The organism is Blastococcus tunisiensis (assembly GCF_900112815.1).
GTDB lineage: Bacteria > Actinomycetota > Actinomycetes > Mycobacteriales > Geodermatophilaceae > Blastococcus_B > Blastococcus_B tunisiensis.
In genome coordinates this window covers 63,942-84,116 of the sequence record NZ_FOND01000015.1, presented here as the reverse complement: position 1 = coordinate 84,116, position 20,175 = coordinate 63,942, and the positions used below count along the sequence as shown (strand labels likewise).

At 75.5% G+C, this 20,175-nt stretch carries 18 protein-coding genes and 1 pseudogene; 9 read left to right on the top strand and 10 right to left on the bottom strand.

Annotation, left to right across the window (positions count from 1 at the left end; genetic code table 11):
- The first annotated feature begins 409 nt into the window (after window positions 1-409).
- The 5 genes from BM142_RS17865 (at window position 410) to BM142_RS17845 (ending at window position 8,711) form a co-directional block, all read left to right on the top strand.
- The gene (locus BM142_RS17865) at window positions 410-2,353 is read left to right on the top strand and encodes a putative bifunctional diguanylate cyclase/phosphodiesterase (RefSeq protein ID WP_092201730.1); all 1,944 of its coding nucleotides are present in this window, start codon (window positions 410-412) and stop codon (window positions 2,351-2,353) included.
- Window positions 2,350-4,926, top strand: coding sequence for a diguanylate cyclase domain-containing protein (locus BM142_RS17860; protein ID WP_092201728.1), 2,577 nt, complete (start codon window positions 2,350-2,352; stop codon window positions 4,924-4,926). Before BM142_RS17865 ends, BM142_RS17860 begins: the two co-directional genes overlap by 4 nt.
- A 190-nt stretch (window positions 4,927-5,116) precedes the next feature.
- Window positions 5,117-5,929: an MBL fold metallo-hydrolase gene (locus tag BM142_RS17855; protein ID WP_254791054.1), complete on the top strand. Its 813-nt coding sequence runs from the start codon at window positions 5,117-5,119 to the stop codon at window positions 5,927-5,929.
- Window positions 5,926-6,552 (top strand): DedA family protein, encoded by a 627-nt coding sequence (locus tag BM142_RS17850; protein WP_092201726.1) that lies wholly within the window; start codon window positions 5,926-5,928, stop codon window positions 6,550-6,552. Before BM142_RS17855 ends, BM142_RS17850 begins: the two co-directional genes overlap by 4 nt.
- Window positions 6,549-8,711: a phage holin family protein gene (locus BM142_RS17845; RefSeq protein ID WP_092201724.1), complete on the top strand. Its 2,163-nt coding sequence runs from the start codon at window positions 6,549-6,551 to the stop codon at window positions 8,709-8,711. Before BM142_RS17850 ends, BM142_RS17845 begins: the two co-directional genes overlap by 4 nt.
- 199 nt (window positions 8,712-8,910) lie before the next feature.
- Here BM142_RS17845 and BM142_RS17840 read toward each other — a convergent pair whose 3' ends face one another.
- The 3 genes from BM142_RS17840 to BM142_RS17830 all read right to left on the bottom strand — a co-directional run bounded on the left by BM142_RS17840 (window position 8,911) and on the right by BM142_RS17830 (window position 10,757).
- Complete coding sequence (locus tag BM142_RS17840) at window positions 8,911-9,387, bottom strand: hypothetical protein (protein ID WP_092201722.1); 477 nt, start codon at window positions 9,385-9,387, stop codon at window positions 8,911-8,913.
- A gap of 226 nt (window positions 9,388-9,613) precedes the next feature.
- Entirely contained in the window at window positions 9,614-10,348 is a 735-nt protein-coding gene (locus tag BM142_RS17835; RefSeq protein ID WP_254791053.1) for a GAF and ANTAR domain-containing protein, read from the bottom strand.
- Between the two features lie 211 nt (window positions 10,349-10,559).
- Window positions 10,560-10,757: a hypothetical protein gene (locus BM142_RS17830; protein ID WP_092201720.1), complete on the bottom strand. Its 198-nt coding sequence runs from the start codon at window positions 10,755-10,757 to the stop codon at window positions 10,560-10,562.
- A gap of 201 nt (window positions 10,758-10,958) precedes the next feature.
- Between BM142_RS17830 and BM142_RS17825 the strand changes: the two genes are divergently transcribed.
- Window positions 10,959-11,951: a glucosyl-3-phosphoglycerate synthase gene (locus BM142_RS17825; RefSeq protein WP_092201718.1), complete on the top strand. Its 993-nt coding sequence runs from the start codon at window positions 10,959-10,961 to the stop codon at window positions 11,949-11,951.
- A 128-nt stretch (window positions 11,952-12,079) separates the two neighbouring features.
- Entirely contained in the window at window positions 12,080-12,937 is an 858-nt protein-coding gene (locus BM142_RS17820) for a glycerophosphodiester phosphodiesterase (protein ID WP_092201839.1), read from the top strand.
- A gap of 479 nt (window positions 12,938-13,416) precedes the next feature.
- Here BM142_RS17820 and BM142_RS17815 read toward each other — a convergent pair whose 3' ends face one another.
- Both BM142_RS17815 and BM142_RS17810 read right to left on the bottom strand, forming a co-directional pair.
- Window positions 13,417-14,082: an HAD family hydrolase gene (locus BM142_RS17815; protein ID WP_092201716.1), complete on the bottom strand. Its 666-nt coding sequence runs from the start codon at window positions 14,080-14,082 to the stop codon at window positions 13,417-13,419.
- Between the two features lie 55 nt (window positions 14,083-14,137).
- Entirely contained in the window at window positions 14,138-15,262 is a 1,125-nt protein-coding gene (locus BM142_RS17810) for an NDMA-dependent alcohol dehydrogenase (protein ID WP_254791052.1), read from the bottom strand.
- 153 nt (window positions 15,263-15,415) lie between these two features.
- Between BM142_RS17810 and BM142_RS17805 the strand changes: the two genes are divergently transcribed.
- Window positions 15,416-15,841, top strand: a complete 426-nt coding sequence (locus tag BM142_RS17805) for a DUF5946 family protein (protein WP_139228924.1) — start codon at window positions 15,416-15,418, stop codon at window positions 15,839-15,841.
- Window positions 15,842-15,899: 58 nt separating this feature from the next.
- Window positions 15,900-16,073, top strand: a pseudogene (locus tag BM142_RS25565) (TetR/AcrR family transcriptional regulator); the annotation flags it as partial.
- 551 nt (window positions 16,074-16,624) lie between these two features.
- Here the strand turns inward: BM142_RS25565 and BM142_RS17795 are convergent.
- The 5 genes from BM142_RS17795 to BM142_RS17775 form a co-directional block, all read right to left on the bottom strand.
- Window positions 16,625-17,236 carry a TetR-like C-terminal domain-containing protein gene (locus BM142_RS17795; RefSeq protein ID WP_092201710.1) on the bottom strand — a complete coding sequence of 204 codons (612 nt, stop codon included), beginning with the start codon at window positions 17,234-17,236 and terminating at the stop codon, window positions 16,625-16,627.
- 159 nt (window positions 17,237-17,395) lie between these two features.
- Window positions 17,396-17,728 carry a hypothetical protein gene (locus tag BM142_RS17790; protein WP_092201708.1) on the bottom strand — a complete coding sequence of 111 codons (333 nt, stop codon included), beginning with the start codon at window positions 17,726-17,728 and terminating at the stop codon, window positions 17,396-17,398.
- Between the two features lie 75 nt (window positions 17,729-17,803).
- A complete protein-coding gene (locus BM142_RS17785; RefSeq protein WP_092201706.1) occupies window positions 17,804-18,691 on the bottom strand; it encodes a 1,4-dihydroxy-2-naphthoyl-CoA synthase in 888 nt (295 codons plus the stop codon).
- Window positions 18,692-18,734: 43 nt separating this feature from the next.
- Window positions 18,735-19,364 (bottom strand): hypothetical protein, encoded by a 630-nt coding sequence (locus BM142_RS24650; protein ID WP_175527331.1) that lies wholly within the window; start codon window positions 19,362-19,364, stop codon window positions 18,735-18,737.
- A 170-nt stretch (window positions 19,365-19,534) separates the two neighbouring features.
- Window positions 19,535-20,011, bottom strand: coding sequence for an NUDIX domain-containing protein (locus BM142_RS17775; protein ID WP_092201704.1), 477 nt, complete (start codon window positions 20,009-20,011; stop codon window positions 19,535-19,537).
- Between the last annotated feature and the right edge of the window lie 164 nt (window positions 20,012-20,175).

Sequence of the window (20,175 nt, the reverse complement as noted above, 5' to 3'; positions counted from 1 at the left end):
GGATCCCCGCCACCCGGCTCGCCCCGGGCGCGGCTCCTGGCAGGAACGGGGCGCGCCCGCAGCGGTCATGCGGAACTGGCGCGTCTGCTACCCGCGCCCCGGATGGCACACACCCCGAGTCCGCCCCCATTCGGTGACTGACGGCCCCGCACGGACGAGGACGCCGGCAGGTGGAGCCCCACCACCGGACGTTGAGCCGTGCCATGACGCGGCTCAACGTCCGCTGCACCGGCTCACCCCCGGGCCCAGCTCGCCCCGGGGCCCGCTCGCCCCCGGGCCCGGCTCGACCCTGGGCCCGGCTCGACCCTGGGCCCGGCGAGGTCCACCCACGGCCGACGCCCACACCCGATCGGGTGACAGTTCCCGAACAGGGCTGCGGCACCGGCCCCGGCATCCCGATCAGACCTCTGTGACCACCGCCCCCGTGCAGGGGCAGCCCGCGGCTGCGCGCCCGGTCGCGCCCCCCGGCGGGCGCACCGGGCTGCTCGCCGTCCCCGCGGCGGGAGCCGCCGTCGCCGCGGGGGCCGCCGTCGCCGCGGGGGCAGCCGTCGCCGCCGTCGTGGCCGGTCTGCTGGCCGCGTCCGGCGGAACGCGCGTCATCCTCGCGGTGGCCGGGCTCACCGTCCTTCTCGCGGCGCAGGCCACCCTCTGGTCCCGCCAGCGCCGGCTGAGCGGCGCGCTGCAGCGCAGCCAGTCCTCCTTCCGCACGCTGGTGAAGAGCAGCGTCGACCCGGTCGTCATCCTCGACGACCGGTTCCGCATCACCTTCGCCTCCCAGGGCATCGCCGACCTGCTCGGCCTCGACCCGGCCGCCGTGCTCGGCCGGCCGGTGCTCGCCGCCGTGCACCCCGACGACCGCGGCACGCTCCCCGGCGCGCTCGACACCGGCCGGCCCCGCCCCGAGGAGGTCGCCGTCCGCACCGCGCGGGTGCGGCACGCCGACGGCCGGTGGCGGCTGATCCAGGCCACCGTCCGCGACCTGCGCGCCGACCCCGACGTCGGCGCGCTCGTCCTGTACTGCCGTGACGTCACCGCGCAGGCACCGGCCGCGGGCCCCGACGCCGACCTGTCCGGCTTCTCGCTCACCGACCCGGTCACCGGCCTGCCCAACCGGGCCGCGCTGGTCCGCCGGCTGGGCGCCGTCCATCCCCGGCCGGCCGCGCTCGCCCTCGTGCGGATCAGCGGCCTGGCCTCGGCGGTCCTCGCGCCCGACACCGAGACGGCCGTCCTGCGCACCCTGACCACCCGGCTCACCCGCGCCCTGCGGGGTGAGGACTGGCTGGCCCGCGGCCGGGACGGCGACTTCGTCGTCCTCGTCGACGGCAGCATCGCCGACGCCGAGACCCTGGCCGCCCGCCTGGTCGCCGCCGTCGGGCCGCTGCCGATCCCCGGCGGCTCGCTGCGGCTCACCGCCGTCGCCGGCGTGACCGCCGTACTCCCCGACGTCGACCCCGGCGAGGCGCTGCGCCGCGGCGAGCTGGCCCTGCGCAGCGCCGGCACCGCCGGCCCCGGCTCGGTGCACCGCTACGACGACGCCCTGCGGGTGGAGGAGCACCGCCGCGCCGCGCTGCGCACCGACCTCGACGGCGCGCTGGCCCGCGGCGAGCTGCGGCTGGTCTTCCAGCCCGTCGTCGACGTCGTCATGCACCGCACCGTCTCGGTGGAGGCGCTGCTGCGCTGGCGGCACCCCTCCTACGGCGAGGTCTCGCCCACCGAGTTCGTCCCGCTGGCCGAGGAGTCCCCGCTGATCACCGAGCTGGGCCGGTGGGTGCTGCGCGAGGCGTGCACCGCCGTCGCCGCGCTCGCCGATCCCGAGCTGGCGGTGGCGGTCAACGTCTCCGCCCGCCAGGTCCGCACCGGAGAGCTGGTGCCCGACGTCCTCGGCGCCCTCGAGGCCAGCGGGCTCCCCGCGTCGCGGCTGGTCGTCGAGATCACCGAGTCGGTGCTGCTCGACGACTCGCACGTCCTCGAGGACCTCACCGTGCTGCGCCGGCTCGGCGTCCGCATCGCCGTCGACGACTTCGGCACCGGCTGGTCCTCGCTGGCCTACCTCGTCGGCATGCCGGTCGACGTGCTGAAGATGGACCAGTACTTCCTGTCCGACGTCGAGCACGACCCGGCCCGCCGCGCCATGTGCCGCGCGGTGCTCCAGCTGGGGGCCAGCCTCGGCCTGCCGGTGATCGTCGAGGGCGTGACGGACGAGTCCGTCCTCACCCTGCTCCGCGACATGGGCCACCGGTACCTGCAGGGCTACGTCTTCGCCCGGCCGCTCGAGGCCGGCCGGCTGGCCGCCGGCGACTGGGACGTCCGGACCGCGGTCCCGGCGCCCGTGCTCCCGGCGGTGGCCTCGTGATCCCCCGCCGGAGCATCCCCCGCTCCGTCCGGTGGACGGTGCCGCTGGCGCTCCTCGGCCTGCTCATCACCGTGCCGCACAGCGCGCCGGACGGCACCGGCATGCAGTGGGACGAGATCGTCCTCGGCGGCGTCGCCGCGAGCTCGGCGTGGGCGATCTTCCGGATCGCCCGCCCGATGACCCGCTCCGCCGGCCGGCCCTGGCGGATCGGCGGGTACGCCGCCCTGCTGTTCATGACCGCCCAGTGGCTGGCGGCCGCCTTCCCGGGCCCGGAGCTCGACGGCTTCGGCTTCGACGACGTCCTGCTCTTCGGCGGCGCGGCCTCCCCGCTGGTGATCTGCGGGCTGCTGGCCCGCCGGGTCGGCCGCACCCGGTGGCCGGCGCTCGTCGTCGACGGCCTGGTCATCACCGTCGCCCTGCTCGTGGTCACCGAGGTGCTCCGCACCCCGCTGGTCAACCCGGCGAACGCCCCGGACGACCTGCGCTCCCTCGTCCTCATGTACGGCGCCTACGCCGCCGTGATGCTCGGTGGCGCCGGTGCGATGTGCACCGTGTCGACGGCGGCGCTGCGCCGCTCGGTCAGCGTCATGATCGCCGTGGTGGCCTGGCAGGCCACCGCCGGCGTGGCCGAGGCCATGGCCATCGTCGACCCGTCGTCCTTCTGGACGGCGATCTCCGACGTCGCGGTCGCGATGGGCCTGCAGACCGCCGTCGTCGCCGCCTCCTTCGCGCCCCGCCGCTTCGCCGACCACACCGCCCGCGCCGCCGCCCCCGTCGTCAGCCCCGTGGGCGTGGTGCTGGTCGTGGGAGCGCTGCTCTCGCTACCGGTCGCCATCGGCCTCATGGAGTGGAAGGACCACTCGCACTCCACCGCCGCCGAGATCGGCATCGCCGTCGTCCTCAGCCTCATGGCGTTGCGGCTGGTCCTGCGGATCCGCGAGGACGGCCGGATGACCCAGGACCTGGTCCGCAGCGAGGAGGACTTCCGCGGGCTCATCGAGGCCAGCTCCGACGGCATCGCGATCATGGACGCGAAGTTCCGCCTGCTGTTCACCTCCCCCGCCGCCCGCAGCCTGCTGGGCCTCGACGCCGACGCCGACGACGAGGTGTCACTGCTCGACCTGGTCGACCCCGCCGACCGGGACGCCGTCCGGTCCGCGACCGCCGACATCCCCGCGGGCTCCGGGACGCCGCTGCACTTCCGGGTCCTGCCGGCGGGCGGCTCCCCGCGCGAGCTGGAGGCCACCTCCACCGAGCGCCCCGGCAGCGGCCGCCGGGTGCTCTACCTGCGCGACGTCACCACCCGCCGCCGCCGGGAACGGGAGCTCGAGCGGCTGGCCTACAGCGACCACCTCACCGGGCTGCCCAACCGCGCGCTGCTGTTCCGCGAGCTCACCGCCCCCTCGGTCGAGCCGCGGTGCCTGCTGGTCCTGGACCTGGACGGCTTCAAGGCCGTCAACGACGTCGCGGGGCACGAGGCCGGCGACCACCTGCTGGTCGAGGTGGCCCGCCGGCTGCACACCGTCGTCCGCGAGGACGACCTGGTCGCCCGCCTCGGCGGCGACGAGTTCGCCGTCCTGGTCACCGGCACCCTGGCCGAGGCCGTGGACGTCGCCCAGCGCGTCGTCGACGCCCTCGGCCTGCCGCACCGCACCAGCGAGTGGGCGTTCGCCGTCGGGGCGAGCGTCGGCGTCGCGGTGCTCGGCGCGGCCGGCGGTCAGGCCGCCTTCCGGGAGGCCGACACCGCGCTGCGGGCCGCCAAGCAGGCCGGCAAGGGCTGCGTCCGGACCGCCGACGCCCCCGACACCGCCGGCGTGGAGGCCCAGCCGGACTTCGACGACGTCGTCGCCGAGGGGCTGTTCGGCCTCCACCTGGACGCCGCCTGCCGGCCGGACGGCGCGATCGACCTGGTCCACGCCACGCCCACCTGGAGCCATCCCGAGCACGGCACCGTCCGCGGGCTCGACCTGTGGGGCTTCGCCGAACGGCAGGGCCGCGCCGCCGAGCTGCGCACCTGGCTGCTGGAGGAGGCGTGCCGGGAGATCGCCGCCCTGCCGGACCCGCACCTCGGCGTGGCCGTCAGCCTCCCCGCCGGCTACGGCGCCGCGGAGGGGCTGGCCGGCGAGATCGCGACCGCCCTGACGCTGTCGGGGCTCGACCCGTCGCGGCTGGTCGTCTCCTTCACCGAGGAGACCCTGCTGACCGGCTCGGCCGCGCTCGTCCCGGAACTGGAGGCCGCCCGCCGCAGCGGGGTGCGCCTCTGCCTGGACAACTTCGGGATGGGGCACAGCCTCTTCGCGCTGCTCGCCCGCATCCCGCTGGACCTGGTGCGGGTCGACCTCGCCGCGCTCGCCACCCGCGACGACACCGAGCGCGCCCTGCAGGTGCTGGCGGCCATGGTGCGCACCAACCGCGGGTTCGGGCTCACCACGATCGCCGGCGGGGTCGCCACCCCCGAGATCCGCGCCGCCGTCGTCGCCACGGAGGCAGAGCTCCTGCACGGCCGCAGCGAGCCGCACGGCCTGACCGTCGCCGACGTGGCGGCCCTGCTCGCGACCCCCCTGCCGAGTTGACCTCCCCACGTACATCCGGGTTGATCATCGGCGGCTGGTGGTCCGCACCGGCGTGTCGGCCGACCACCCGCCGATGGTCGGCCCCGTCGCGGAGGGTTTCTCAGGGTTTCCCCCCATTTCCGCCGCCGGCAGCCCCCACCGGGGCCCAAACGCCTTGGGAACTGTCCGCACCCCCGCGAATACTGGCGCCGTGACGAGCCCGGAGCTGCACTTCCTGGGCCACTCGACCGTCCGCGTCGAGCTGGCCGGGCGCACCGTGCTCACCGACCCCCTGCTCGCCCGCACCGTGGGCCTGCTCCGCCGCGTCGTCCCGCTGCCCGACCCTGCCACCTGGGCCGGCGTCGACGTCGTGCTGATCAGCCACCTGCACGGCGACCACCTGCACCTCCCGTCGCTGCGCACCGTCGGGCCGAGCACCCGGATCGTGGTGCCCCGCGGCGCCGGCGCCTGGCTGCGCGGCCGCGGCTTCCCCCGCGTCGACGAGCTGTCGGCCGGCGAGAGGATCCGGGACGGCGACCTGCGGATCACCGCCGTCCGCGCCGACCACAGCGGGCACCGGTGGGGCCCCCGCTCCACCCACGGCCCCGACACCGAGGCGATCGGTTTCCTGCTCGAGGGCGGCGGCGCCTGCGTCTACGCCAGCGGCGACACCGGGCTGCACGACGGGATGCGGGCGCTGCGGGACCGCGACGTCGACGTCGCACTGCTGCCGGTCTGGGGCTGGGGCCCCACCCTGGGGCCGGGCCACCTCGACCCGGTCGGAGCGGCCGACGCCGCCGCGCTGATCCGGCCGCGGATCGCCGTCCCCGTGCACTGGGGCACGCTCACCGTGGCGGGAATGGCGTCGGTGCCCTCCCCGTTGCGCGCCCGCATGCGGCGGTTGCTGGTCGACCCGCCCTGCGCCTTCGCCACCGAGGTGGCCGCGCGGGGGCTGCCGACCCGCGTCGTCGTCACCCCGCCCGGCTCCCCGGTCGACCTCTCGCTGCCCTCGGCGGCGGCATGAACCTCGACCTGCTGACCTCCGCCTGGGACGGCGACACGGCGGTGGGCTACCCGGTGCTGTTCGGGCTGGTGCTGCTCGGCTCCGTCGTCCCCGTGGTGCCGACCGGCGTGGTGGTCGGCACCGCCGCGGCCTTCGCCATGACCTCCGACGCCCTCGGCCTGCCGCTGGTGCTCGCCGTGGCCGCCCTCGCCGCCCTCACCGGCGACCTGATCACCTTCGCGATCGCCCGGTTCGGCGGCCCGTCGGCGGTGCGGTGGCTGACCCGCGGCCAGCACGCCGAGCGCGTCGACGAGGTCCGCGAGCAGTTCCGGGCGCACGGCTGGCAGATCGTCGTCGCCGGCCGGCTGCTGCCTGCCGGCCGCATCCCGGTGCTGGCCGCCGCGGGTGCGCTGGCCTACCCGTGGCGCCGGCTGGTGCCGGCATCCCTGCTGGCCTGCGTCCTGTGGGCCACCGCCTACGCGCTGCTCGGCGTGGTCAGCGGCGGCATCTTCGACTCCCCGCTGATCGCGATGCTGGTCGCCACCGTGCTGGTGCTGGCCGTCAGCGCGGTCGGCAACCTGGTGAGCAGCCGCCGCCGCGCCGCGCAGGCCGCCGCCGACCCCGAGCCGTGCGAGTCCCGGTGAGCGCCTCCCCCGCCGGCGCGCCGGCCGCGCACGGCCGGCTGCTGCGCACCGGCCGCACGCTCGCCCGCCTGGTGGCCACCTGGGCGGCGGTCACCGGCGCGCTGGTGGTGCTCAGCGACCGGCTGGACGGGTTCGAGCTGCCGTCGGCGTGGCAGCCGCCGGTGATGGCGCTGCTGCTCGGCGTCCTGGCCGCGGTGGCCTGGCCGCTGGTGATGCGGGTGGCCCTGCCGGTCGCCTTCTTCACCCTCGGGCTGGGCAGCTTCCTGCTCCTCGGTGCCCTGGTGCTCGCGGTGTCCTTCGCCGTGCCGGGCGTGATGGTGGCGAACCTGCGCGTCGCCGTCGTCGTGGCCGTGACGATCGCCGCCGTCGCCGGGCTGGTCAGCAGCCTGCTGGCCGTCGACGAGGACGAGATCTTCTTCCGCCGCGCCCGCCGGCGCGCCCGCCCGGGCCCGGAGGACGCCGAGCGACCGCCCGGGGTGCTGTTCCTGCAGATCGACGCGCTCGCCCACTCCACCGCCCGGCGGGCCGTCCGCGACGGCTGGATGCCGAACCTGGCCTCGTGGCTGCGCAGCGGCAGCCATGCGATGACCTCCTGGCACACCGACTGGAGCTCGCAGACCGGGGCCGCCGTCAGCGGCATCCTGCACGGCTCCAACCACGACATCCTCGGCTTCCGCTGGTACGAGAAGGACCGCGACCACATCACCCGCGTCTCGCACCCGGCCGACGCCGTCGAGGTGGAGCGGCGGCACTCCGACGGGCGGGGGCTGCTCGCCCCGGACGGCGCCGGCCGCGGCAACCTGTTCACCGGCGACGCCGCCCACGTCAGCCTCACGATGAGCTCGCTGTCGCACGTCGTCCCCGCCCGCGCCCGCCGGACCCGGCGCACCGCCGAGCGCGTCGGCTCCGGCTACTACGCCTACTTCGCCAACCCGGTGAATGCGCTGCGCACCATCGGGGTGTCCCTGGTCGACGTCGGCCGGGAGCTCGCCGCGGCCGCCCGCGAGCGGCGCGACGACGTCCGGCCGCGCGTCTCCCGCGGCGGCATCTACCCGCTGGCCCGCCCGGGCGTCACCGTCATCTCCCGCGACGTCGTCGTCTTCGCGCTGCTGGAGGACATGCTGGCCGGGCGGCCGGTGGTCTACGCCGACTTCCTCGGCTACGACGAGGCCGCCCACCACGGGGGCCTCGAGCGGGCCGACAGCCTGGCCGTGCTGCGCAGCATCGACCAGCAGCTGGGCCGGCTGCACCGGGCGGCGGCGCTGGCGCCGCGCGAGTACCACCTCGTCGTCCTCTCCGACCACGGGCAGACCCAGGGCCAGGCGTTCGCCGACCGGTTCGGCGAGTCGGTGGAGGGCCTGGTCGGCCGGCTCAGCGGCGGGCCGGTCGGCGGGCAGCGGTCCACCGGCAGCCGGGACAGCCGGCGCCCGGTGGAGAGCTGGCAGGTCGCCACCGCCCTCGCCGAGAGCGGTGGGCCGATCGCGCGCCGGCTGCGCGACCGCGTGGAGCGGGCCGGCGCGGTCCGGCACGACCACGCCTTCGAGCCGCTGACGACCGGCGACGTCCCCCGCGTCGCGCCGGGCGTGGTGTGCGTGGTCTCCGGCCACCAGGCGATGGTGTCCTTCCCCGACCTGCCCGGGCGGGTGTCGCTGGAGGAGATCGAGCGGCACTGGCCCGCCCTCCTCCCGGGCCTGGTCGACCACGACGGCGTCGGCTTCCTGCTCGTGCACTCCGACGAGTTCGGGCCCGTCGTCCTCGGCCGGGACGGGCTGCACCGGCTGGCCACCGGCGTCGTCATCGGCACCGACCCGCTGCTCCCCTACGGCGAGCACGCGGCCGCGCTGGTCGCCCGCGTCTCGGCGTTCCCGCACTGCGCCGACGTCGTGATCAACAGCCGCTACGACCCCGACACCGACGAGGCCTCACCGTTCGAGCCGCACGTCGGCTCGCACGGCGGGCTGGGCGGGCCGCAGCAGCACGCGCTGCTGGTCCACCCCCGCGGATGGGCGGCGCCGGGGGAGGTCGTCGGCGCCGAGCACCTGCACCGGGTGCTGCGCGGCTGGCTCACCGACCTGGGCCACCCGTCGCCCACCGGCGAGGGGGCCGCCGTCGGGGAGCAGAGCCCGACGGCGCTCGCCCGCGTGCCCACCGCCGGCTGAACCGGCCTCAGGCCGCACCGGAGACGTGCAGCAGGGCGTAGGCGGCCACCGACAGCGCTCCCGCCACCGCGGCCAGCGAGAAGACCAGTCTCACGAACATCGCCACACCGGGATGATCCGGCCGAGCGTCACTGCCCGTCACCTTCCGGCGCCCCGGTCCCCCCGCCCGGGGGACGCCGCTCCACCGACCGGGCGACGGCTAGGGGGAGACCTCCTTCGCCGAGTCGTCCCCGGCGGCGACGAGGATCCGTTCGGCCAGCGCATCCTCGACGCTCTCGGCGAGGAGGTAGCCCACTCCGGCCACGAAGGGCGCCAGGCACCAGACGGCGACGTGCGAGAACCATTCGCTCACCAGGAGCGCAGCACCCAGCCCGACCAGGACGGAGATGACGTTCAGGCTGGTGCCCAGGGCCATCGTCTGCGTCGGGTGCTGCGGCATCGGCCTGCGGAAGCCCCGGGAGAGAACTCCTTCGAGGAGGGTGAACGAGAGCACCGCGCCGACTGCGTAGAGGAACACGCGTGGCAGGTCCGGGGACCCCTGCGTCACCTGCAGCATCCCGAAGGTCACGGTGGCCAGGATCGAGAAGCCGAAGGTCGTGCTCTCGCGGCCGACCGTGCTCCTCAGGCCGCGCACGAACGTGCGGGAAGCCCCTTCCGAGCTCTGCTGGTCCGACATCGTGTCCTCCTGGTCGGCGCGTGGCGGCTCGGAGAGGATGCGCCACGGGTCGGGACCTGGCTACCGACCCGGCCACACCTTCGCGCGCGGGACTGCGGCCCGCCACCGGGATGGCGCGACGGCGCTGCCGGTGATCGAGGGCGGCTCGGTGGCCGGATTCTCGACCACCGAGCCTGGGAGGCGCGGCCCGCCGGCAGGCTGCTCCTCCCTGCTCTCGACCAGGCGATCAGCGGGCTCCCGGAGGAAGGCCGGGCAGCACACCGGTTGTCGCGAGTTCGTCCGCGACGGTACGCAGCTTCGTGTTGGTCTGCATCGACACCCGGGCGAGCACCTGGAACGCCTGGTCGGCGGTCAGCTTGTGCCGCTCCATGAGGATGCCCTTGGCCTGGTCGATCACCGCACGGCTGTCCAGGGCGGTCCGCAGGTTGTCCGCCAGGTTCTGCGCGCTCTGGTAGGCGTACATGTTGGAGACCGCGACGCCGGCGTACGGCGCGAACTGCCGGCCGGCGGTGCGGCTCTCCTCGTCGAAGGCGTCCACCTCGCGGGCATAGACGTTCAGCGCCCCCTGGATCCCCTCGCTGACCGGGAGCGGGATGGACAGCGAGCTGAGCGCCCCCCGCTCCGCCGCTCGGACTATGTAACCGGGCCATCGCTGCTCGGTGCGCATGTCCGGGACCTCGGTGAGCTCGCCGGTGGTCGCGGCGTGCAGGCAGGGGCCCTCGCCCTGGCCGAACTGCTGCTCGTCGCAGTCCAGCGCCAGCTGCCCGCTGTAGGCCGTGGTCGAGGGGCGCCCGTCGACCATCAGCAGGATCGAGGCCTCGCTGCGACCGGGCATCACGATCCCGGTCAGGTCGACGACGCGCTGCATCAGGCTCTCCATCGAGTGCTCGTGCAGGGCGAGCCGCCCGAGCTCATCGAGCGCCTGGACGGCGGTCGTTCCGGGAGTACGGCTGTCGGGCACGTCGGCCTCCGGTTGATTCACCGGGGGCGGTCGACCTCGGTCGCGGGACCCCAGGGAGGCCCCGCGTTGCACACGTCGCTGTTTGACATGCGCGCGGCGCGGGTATCAGCCCGCGCTTGGCTGCACCCTACGCCCGGGCGGCCCTCGCGTCGCACTCCCGGCTCCGCAACCTGGACATCCGCGGGACGCACGGCCAGTCGGCATGGCGTTCCTATCGGGTGCCGGCCGCCTGCGAGAGCTCCACGGTGGTGATGCCGGGGCCGGCGTTCCCGGCCGCGGGTGACCCGCCGAGGTCGCCGAACGCGCCCAGGCCGGCCAGGGCGAGAGCGCCGCCCAGGACCGCGGTGGCGGCGGTGAGGCGCGCACCGAGTACGCGGCGGGTCAGGGCTGCGTCGGTGGTGCGGTTCATCGCGTTCTCCTCGGTCCGGGCGGCTGTTCCCCCTCGTGGTGCAGCACCCACCCTGCTCCGCCGGCCACGAGAACTCCGCTGCGCTGCCGCAAGGAATCCTCAAGATGTCGGCGGACCCCGGGGGCGGCTGCGCGGTGACGAACGCGTGAACTCGGCGGTGCTCTCCTGGCCAGGTGCGCGGAGCTGGACGACAGTGGGGCGGTGAGACCCGACGCCCGCGCCTGGTTCGCGCACCGCACCACGACCGCCACGTCGCTGGCCGCCATTGACCTCGACGCCCTGTTGCACGCCAAGCGCCGCGGCGGGCACCGGGTCAGCGTCGTCCTCCCCGCCCGGAACGAGGCGGCGACCGTCGGGCACCTGGTCGCCGACCTGCGGGAGCGGTGGATGGTCCGGGCTCCGCTGGTCGACGAGCTGCTGGTCGTCGACTCCGACTCCACCGACGGCACCGCGGCCGTCGCCCGCGCCGCCGGCGCCGACGTGGTGGCCAGCGCCGACGTGCTGCCCGGGCACGGCAGCCGGCCGGGGAAGGGCGAGGCGCTGTGGAAGTCGCTGGCTGCCACCAGCGGGGACCTCGTGGTCTTCCTCGACGCGGATCTGCTCGGCGACGTCTCGCACTACGTGCCCGGCCTGCTCGGGCCGCTGCTCGCCGACCCGCAGGTGTGCTACGTCAAGGGCTGCTACACGCGGCCGCTGGAGATCGACGGGCAGAGCCGGCCCGCCGGCGGGGGCCGGGTCACCGAGCTCACCGCCCGGCCGTTGCTCAACGCGCTCTGGCCGGAGCTGGCCGGGTTCGTCCAGCCGCTCGGCGGCGAGTACGCCGGCCGCCGGTCGGCCCTGGAGCAGGTGCCGTTCGTCTCGGCCTACGGCGTGGAGGTCGGCCTGCTGGTCGACCTGCTCCGGCTGGGCGGGTTGTCCTCGCTGGCCCAGGTGGACCTCGGCGTCCGCCGGCACACCTCGCAGTCGCAGGAGGCGCTCGGGGCGATGGCCGGCGAGGTGGTCTCCACGGTGCTCGCCCGCGCCGAGTCCGACCGGCCCGGGCAACGGCCGCTGCCGGCCAGCGGGCTGCTCACCCAGTTCCGGCACGACGGGACCGGGTTTGTGCCGCGGAGCCGCTCGGTCGGTGTCGACGAGCGCCCGCCGATGGCGACGGTGCCCGAGTACCGCAGCCTGCGGGCCGGTCTGGCGGGCTGACCAGGCACTCCGGCGGCCGCGCCGACGACACCCCGCAGCCGGGGGACGACACACCGCGCGTCCGCTGCCGGAACGGGAGAGGATCGCCGCGTGCAGGTCCTTCTTCCCGCCCCGCCCCGGTGACGCCGATGGAGGTCGTCGCCCACCGCGGCGCGACCGCGGACGCGCCGGAGCACACGCTCGCCGCCTATCGGCACGCCGCCACCGTCGGCGCCGACGCCGTCGAGTGCGACGTGCGGCTCACCCGCGACGGGGTGCTGGTCTGCGTGCACGACCGGCAGATCCGGCGCACCTCCAACGGGCGCGGCGTCGTCTCCGCGCTGCACCTGGAGGAGCTCGAGCAGTACCAGTTCGGCGCCCGGAGGCCGCGGGTTGCCCGGGGGCCGCGGGGGCAGCGGGGGCCCAGCCGCTGGGCCGACGACGAGATCCTCTCGGTCACCGACGAGCCCGACGTCGAGAACGGCCTGGTCCTCACCCTCGACCGGCTGCTGGAGTACATCACCGCGAGCCCCGGGACGCTGCGGCTGGCGATCGAGACCAAGCACCCGACCCGGCACACCCGCAAGGTCGAGGAGGCGCTGGTCGACTGCCTGCGCCGGTTCGGGCTGCTGGGCAACGGCCGCCCGGTCGAGTGGGCCGGCAAGCCCGCCGTGCGGATGATGAGCTTCTCCCAGCTGGCCGTGCGCCGGATGGCGGAGCTGGCCCCCGGCGTGCCGACCGTGCAGCTGATCGGCAAGCGGCTGCGCCCGGTGCGGCGCGAGCTGCTGACCGGCAGCGCCTCGGCGGTCGGGCCCGGGGTCGCCCTGCTGCGCGCGGACCCCGCGTTCGTCGCCGACGCCCACGCGGCCGGCAAGGAGGTCCACGTCTGGACGGTGAACCGGACCGCCGACATGGAGCTCGTGCGGGCCCTCGGGGTGGATGCGGTCATCACCGACCACCCCGGCGAGCTGCTCCGCCGGATCGGCCGGAACTCCGCCGCCTCCTAGCAGCCCCGGTCCCGCTTCCCGGAGGCGACGCCGACCGCGCCGACATCCCCCGGACGCTCGGCCCCTGCCCACCTGTGTGGGCAAGAGCCGACGCCCCGCAGGAGCACCACGGACGCCGACCGCGCCGACATCCCCCGGACGCTCGGCCCCTGCCCACCTGTGTGGGCAAGAGCCGACGCCCCGCAGGAGCACCACGGACGCCGACCGCGCGGACATCCCCGACAGTCGGCCCCTGCCCACCCGTGTGGGCAGCAGCCGACGCCCCGCAGGGGCACCACGGACGCCAACCGTGCCGACACCCCGCGGCCAGTCGGCCCCTGCCCACCTGTGTGGGCAAGAGCCGACGCCCCGCAGGGGCACCACGGACGCCGACCGCACGGACATCCCCCGACAGTCGGCCCCTGCCCACCTGTGTGGGCAGCGGCCAAGCGTGCGCGGACCTACCTCACCGACCTCGGGGACGGCCCCCACGGCCCCGGTCAGGACAGGTCGATGTCGTCCAGGGCGGCGGCCAGGTCGGCCGGGGTGTCGTAGACGCCGATCGCCCCGGCCTCGCGCAGCTCGTCGTCCCCGAAGCCTCCGGACCGGACGACGATCGCCGGCATCCCCGCGTTCTTCGCGGCCTCGACGTCGAACACCGAGTCACCGACGACGACGCTCGGCGAGTCGAGCGGCTCGCCCAGCTTCTCTAGCGCCACCTGGAGCAGGTCGGGTGCGGGCTTGGTCGACTCGACGTCCTCGCTGGAGGTCCACGCCTCGGCGAGGTCGCGGGCGTCGAGCAGGTCGAGGAAGTGGTCGACGTGCTGCGGCTTGCCGGAGCTGGCGAGCACGACCCGGTGCCCCCGGTCCCGCACGGCGGCGACGAACTCGCGGGCGCCGGGCAGCGGGGCCACCTCGTCGATGATCGCGTCGAACTCCTCGACCCAGCGCGCGCGGGCGTCGTCCCCGATGCGCCGCTCGACGTCGTCCCCGCCGAGCGCGGCCACCAGCCGGTCGCCGCCCATGCCGATCAGCCGGTGGATCCGCCAGATCGGATAGATCTCGCCCAGCGACCGGAATGACCGGTACCAGGCGAGGGCGTGCTGGTAGTTGGTGTCGACGAGGGTGCCGTCGACGTCCAGGACGGCGATGCGCTGCTCACTCATGCGTCCCGTACTGCCCCAGCCGACCGTGCTCTACCGCGATCGACCGCACCGAGGGTCAGCGGGAGTGGTCGAGCAGGCCGCGCACCGTCTCGCCGGCGGCCTGGTCCCGGTAGCCCTGGCCGACCTCCTCGAGCGCGTACCGGCGGGTGATCAGCCGGTCCAGCTCGAGCCGGCCCTCCTCGTGCAGCCGCAGCAGCATCGGGATGTCCCGGAACGGGTTGCACGAGCCGAACAGCGAGCCCTGGATGCGCTGCTCGAACACCGTCGCCAGCTGGCCGCCGAGCTGCACGTCGCCGTCCGCCGGGCGATCGGCCAGCGCGGTGAGCACCAGGGTCCCGCCCTTGCCGAGGGCGGCCGCCGCGCCCGCGTAGACCTCGGCCGACATCTTCCCCACCGTCACGACGACGACGTCGGCCCCGGTACCGCGGGACAGCTCACGGGCCAGACCCGCCGCCTCGTCGGTGCCGGCGACGGTGCGGGTGGCGCCCAGCGACTCGGCGAACTCCCGCTTCATCGCCACCGGGTCCACGCCGACCACGTGCATCGCCCCCGCGTGCACGGCGCCCTGGACGGCGTTCACCCCGACACCACCGAGCCCGACGACGACCACGGTGTCGCCCGGCCGCACCCCGCCGGAGTAGACCGCCGAGCCCCAGCCGGTCGGCACGCTGCAGGCGACCAGCGCCGCGGTGTCCAGAGCGATCCAGGGGTCGATCCGCACGCAGGAGAACTCACTGAGCAGCGTGTGCCGGGCGAAGGCGCCGATCATGCAGAACCCACCGAGCGGCTCGCCGTCCAGCCGGAACGGATAGGTCCCCGTGGGCAGCTCGCCCTTGGCGATCGTGGCGCCCTTGTCGCACAGGTTGGACCGGCCCTGCGCGCAGAACCGGCAGTGCCCGCAGGCGGGCAGGAAGCTGGTGACGACGTGGTCGCCCGGCGCGACCGCGGTGACGCCCGGGCCCACGGCCAGGACGACGCCGGAGCCCTCGTGCCCGCCGACGATCGGATAGCGGCCGCCCGGGTTGGAGTGCCGCAGGTGCTCGTCGGAGTGGCACAGCCCGGCGTAGGCCATCTCGACCAGCACCTCGCCCGGCCCCGGATCGAGGACCTCCAGATCGACGATCTCGTACTCGGTGTCCGGTCCGCGCAGCACGGCAGCTCTGGTTCGCACGCAGGTCATGCTGCCTGTCGTGGCACCGGGTGCCGCACAGCACCCTCGGCGGCCACCTCCGCGACCGCCCTCCGGGACCGCCCTCCGCGGCCCGCCCCGCGCACCCGCGCATGCCGCCGGACCCGGTCCCCGCGCGCGGCCCCGGTACGGCACCATCGCAGCGTGCCTCCCTCCGATCCGCCCTCCCCGACCGAGGTCTGCCCCGGCTGCGGCGCCGTGCTCGTGGCGACCGGCCGCGGAGCGGCTCACCCGGGCGCCTCGGCCTCCTGCGCCCGCCTGTTCGAAGTCACCCTCCGCGGCCTGCGCGAGGACGGCGCCCACCCCGCCACGGCGACCGTGGTCGCGCTCGCCGACGCGGCCTACGACGCCCAGCACCCGGTGGCCGGGGACGACGGCCGGCTGCGCGCCGCCCTCGACCATCTCGAGGTGCCCGACGACGCCGGCGCGGACCGGACCCCCGCGGTGTGGCGGACCACGATCGCCGACGTCGCCGCGGACCTCGACGTGATCGACCTGCCGGTTCTCGTCGAGTCGTGGGCGCGCGCGGTGCGGGAGGACTGGGCGGCCGCGGCGGCACGACCGGAGTAACGAGACGCGCCCATTCCCATCGCACGCAATCTCTACGTTGCGTGCATATGCTGCCACGGTGAGTGAGATTCTGGACCGGCGCGCACTGAAGAAGGCGCGCACCCGCGAGCACATCCGCACGGTGGCGCAGCGCATGTTCGCCGAGGGCGGCTTCGACGCGGTCACGATCGCCGACATCGCCCGCACGGCCGACGTCGCCGTCCAGACGGTCTTCAACCACTTCGCCACCAAGGAAGAGCTCTTCTTCGACGGCCGGGTGCCGTGGGTCGAGGGACCGGCGACCGCGGTGCGCGACCGGGCGCCGGGGATCTCGCCGCTGACCGCGCTGCGCCGGCACCTGGTCGAGGGCGCCGGCCATTTCGTGGCGCTGCACCTGTCCCCGGAGGGGCGGTCGTTCTCGGCCGCGCTCGCCGCCTGCCCGGCGCTGGCCGCCTACGAGCAGCGGATCGTCCAGGACGCGGAGCGGACGCTGGGCGAGGCACTGGCCGAGGCCTGGGCGACCGACCCCGAGCCGGACGCCGCCTACCTGTCGTCCTCGCCGGTGGCCGCACCGCTCACCGCCGCCATCTGGCTGGCCGCCGCGCGCGTGGTGTTCGTCGAGCAACGCGGCGGGAGCACCCCGGACGACTGCCCCGTCGAGTGCGCGGCCACCGTCGAGCGCGTCCTCGACCGGGTGCTCGCCGGCATCCAGAGCCAGATCACCGCCCAGGACGCCGGGCAGCCCGGAGAGCCGGACCGGACGTGGGGCCGACCCACGCGGGGCCGATCGGCCGCCGGTGGACCTCAGACGGTTGCGGGCTCCGGACGCCGCGAGACGAGCACCGGCATCGCGATCGGCAGCAGGACGTCGTCGACCACGCGCTCCACGGCCCCGACGCTCATCGCGCCGTCCCCGGCCGCGGTGTAGCGCTGCCACCAGAAGGCCTGCAGCACCGAACCGAGCAGCGCCAGCCGTGCCGGGTCGACCGGCTCACCGCGGGCGTCCGAACGGCGGCCGAGCTCGGCGACGACGGCGGCCAGGGGGCGCACCAGCGCATCGTCGAGGCCGGCCCGCAGCAGCTCCTCGTGCCGGGCGGCGCCGACGATGCTGGCCACCGCCCGCTCCTCGCGGTCCAGCGGCCGGCTCCAGGCGGCCGCGAGGGAGACCAGGTCGGCCCGCAGCGAGCCACCGTCCTCCGGGAGGGTGACCAGCCGGAACCGGCCGACGGCGTGCCGGGCCAGCGCCGCCATGGTCGGCCAGCGCCGGTAGATGCCGGCCTTGCCCGCCCGCGCCCGGGCCGCGATCCGGTCGCTGTTGAGCCGACCCCACCCTTCCTCCGCGAGGATGTCGACCGCGACCGACAGCAGTTGCTCGGACAGCTCCGAGCTCAGCGGTCGACCGGGAGTTCCGCTCATGACCCGATTCCGTGACGTGACGTCATACGCACCGCGACATCCTGGCGCGTCCGAGGACGCACCACAATGGCCGAGCCGAAGAATCGTTGAGAACGTGAGTACTTGAAGTTTTGTGCAGTGCCGCGGACATCTGCCCAGGTCAGGGCCTAAGTGTCCCAGTCAGGCGCCGGCTGCGCCCTCCACGTGCACCGACAGCGAGGCGCCGTCCTCGGACAGCCAGCCCTTGCTCCGGGCGTACGTGATCATCTCGTCCCAGCGCGCCTGCCAGTCCGGTGCGGTCGCGCGCGGCTCGGCGGCGGCACGGAGCGCGGCCACGTCCAGGACGGCGGTCTCGCTGTCCCGCAAGCGGCCGAGCCCGGAGCGCTCCAGCACCTCTCCGGCCTCGGCGTCGGTGACCTGGCCCAGGGCCAGGTGCAGCCGCCCGAGGTCGTCGATGTCCACGACCCGGGCCTCCGGACGCTCGTCGCTGCCGGTCACCACCTCGACGATCATCGACAGGACCTCCTTCTCTCCAGCACTCGCACGCCCGTGCCGGGCCCCGGAAGGGCACCGCGAGCGCGTCGGTCACTACACATGCCAAGGAAACCGCGTGAAGTCCGGGTCGCGCTTCTCGAGGAAGGCATCGCGGCCCTCGACGGCCTCCTCGGCCATGTAGGCCAGGCGGGTGGTCTCCCCGGCGAACAGCTGCTGACCGACCAGGCCGTCGTCGATCAGGTTGAACGAGTACTTGAGCATCCGCTGCGCGGTCGGGCTCTTGGCGACGATCTTCTTCCCCCACTCCAGCGCGGTGGCCTCCAGCTCGGCGTGCGGGACGACGCGGTTCACCATGCCCATCTCGTGCGCGTCGGCGGCGGTGTACTCCTCGCCCAGGAAGAAGATCTCCCGGGCGAACTTCTGCCCCACCTGCCGGGCCAGATAGGCGGAGCCGAACCCGCCGTCGAAGCTGCCGACGTCGGCGTCGGTCTGCTTGAACCGGGCGTGCTCGGCACTGGCCAGGGTGAGGTCGGAGACGACGTGCAGGCTGTGCCCGCCACCCGCGGCCCAGCCGGGGACCACGCAGATCACCACCTTGGGCATGAAGCGGATCAGCCGCTGCGCCTCCAGGATGTGCAGCCGGCCGCTCGACCCGTGGGCGTGCTCGTAGCCGTACTTCCCGCGTACCCGCTGGTCGCCGCCGGAGCAGAACGCCCAGCCGCCGTCCTTGGGGCTGGGCCCGTTGCCGGTGAGGATCACGCAGCCGACGTCGGTGGACAGCCGGGCGTGCTGCAGCGCGGTGATGAGCTCGTCGACGCTCTGCGGGCGGAAGGCGTTGCGCACCTCGGGCCGGTCGAACGCGATGCGGACCACGCCGGCGTCCACGGCGCGGTGGTAGGTGATGTCGGAGAAGTCGAAGCCCTCGACCGGCCGCCACGCGGAGCCGTCGAAGATCTCGGACACGTCGTCGCGGGCGCTCATGCGCTCGAACCTAACCCGCAGCCCCGGCACCGGCGCCGCGCTGTCACGGCCGGAGCAGCCCGCCGACCGGCTCGGTGACGCCGTCGACGATTTCGGTCACCGGCCCGGTCACCGGGTCGAGGACCTCGCAGAGGCAGTCGGTGGGGACCGAGGGCGCCGGCGTCTGCCCACCGTCCCCCGGCGGCCGGGGTGCCGGGGCGGGCTTCGGCGCGGGTGCCGGAGCAGGCGCGGGCGCCGGGGCCGGGTTCGCGGGCGCCGGGGCGGGGTTCGCGGGCGCCGGGTTCGGGGCGGGTGCCGGGCCCGGGGCGGGCGCCGGCTGCGGGGCGGGTGCGGCGCCGCCGGCGGGGCCGGGTGCGCCGGTCGCCGTCCGCCCGCCGGTCGGGCCGGCCGCGCTGCCTGCGGATCCCGACAACGGGGCGTCCCCGCCGACGCCGGTCAGGTCCGCGTCGGCGGCGGCCCCGGCGGCGTCCACCTCCGGCAGACCCGGCGCCGGGGACCGGGACGATCCCGTCGCCACGCCGGTACCGCCGGCCTCGGGCACGGCCGCACCTGGCTCCCCGGTGAACACGCCGTCCGGGTCGCGGGAGCCACCGCTGCCGCCGTCCGGTCCGTCGGCCAGGAAGAGCGCGAGCGGCGCGGCGATCAGCAGCGCACCGCAGACCGTGCCCAGCACTCCGATGATCCGGGCTCGGCTGCGCTGCAGGGCCGCACGGGCAGCACCGAGCCGAGCGGCGGCGCCAGGGGGTCGGTGTCGGCGGGACAGGGCCAGCAGCTCCTTCGGGAGAGAGGTGGGTCGGGGGCCGCCTACCCGCCCAGAGCCGGCTCATGCCCCGCCACGCCCGACTACCGGTGCGCCTCCGCCAGCAGCGGCCGCAGCCGGGGAAGCGAGGCGGCGAGCCCCGGGTGCAGGGCGACGCCGGCCAGGTCGCTCACCGCCACCCACGCGACACCGGTGCTCTCGCCGTCCAGCCGCAGGTCCGCGGCCTCGATGGGCCGCACCGGGCGGGCCAGCACCGTCGTGTACGACCAGCCACCGTGGTCGTCCACCGACCGGACGCCGAGGACCAGGTCCGCCGCGGTGAGCCCGAGTTCCTCGCGGACCTCGCGCAGCGCGCCGTCGGCGGCCGACTCCCCGGCGTGCAGCGCCCCGCCCGGCGTGCCCCAGGTCCCACCGTGGTGCGACCACCAGGCGCGGTGCTGCAGCAGCAGCTCGGGGCCGTCGGCGGCGTCCCGGTGCACCAGCAGCCCGGCCGCGCCGGCCCGGCCCCAGTGGCGGTGGCCCTGAGCGCAGGTGGTCCAGCCGTCGGTCGAGGCGAGCACCCGCCCAGTGAACCCGGTCCGGGCGGGCGACGGCGACCGCACGGGTGGGGTCGCGGAGAGTCGGACCCTGCCCACCCCGGTGGGCAAGGTCCGACCGTGCGGCGGAGCATCCTCCGTCCCGGGCGGGCCTGAGAACCGGCCGGGGCACGGGCGAGGGTCGCGGG

What these genes read in the sequence shown, in the direction of transcription:
- BM142_RS17850 (WP_092201726.1), top strand. Translation starts at nt 5,926, where the DNA reads ATGAACCTCGACCTGCTGACCTCCGCCTGGGACGGCGACACGGCGGTG.
- BM142_RS17840 (WP_092201722.1), bottom strand. Translation starts at nt 9,387, where the DNA reads ATGTCGGACCAGCAGAGCTCGGAAGGGGCTTCCCGCACGTTCGTGCGC.
- BM142_RS17830 (WP_092201720.1), bottom strand. Translation starts at nt 10,757, where the DNA reads ATGAACCGCACCACCGACGCAGCCCTGACCCGCCGCGTACTCGGTGCG.
- BM142_RS17820 (WP_092201839.1), top strand. Translation starts at nt 12,080, where the DNA reads ATGGAGGTCGTCGCCCACCGCGGCGCGACCGCGGACGCGCCGGAGCAC.
- BM142_RS17815 (WP_092201716.1), bottom strand. Translation starts at nt 14,082, where the DNA reads ATGAGTGAGCAGCGCATCGCCGTCCTGGACGTCGACGGCACCCTCGTC.
- BM142_RS17810 (WP_254791052.1), bottom strand. Translation starts at nt 15,262, where the DNA reads ATGACCTGCGTGCGAACCAGAGCTGCCGTGCTGCGCGGACCGGACACC.
- BM142_RS17795 (WP_092201710.1), bottom strand. Translation starts at nt 17,236, where the DNA reads ATGAGCGGAACTCCCGGTCGACCGCTGAGCTCGGAGCTGTCCGAGCAA.
- BM142_RS17790 (WP_092201708.1), bottom strand. Translation starts at nt 17,728, where the DNA reads ATGATCGTCGAGGTGGTGACCGGCAGCGACGAGCGTCCGGAGGCCCGG.
- BM142_RS17785 (WP_092201706.1), bottom strand. Translation starts at nt 18,691, where the DNA reads ATGAGCGCCCGCGACGACGTGTCCGAGATCTTCGACGGCTCCGCGTGG.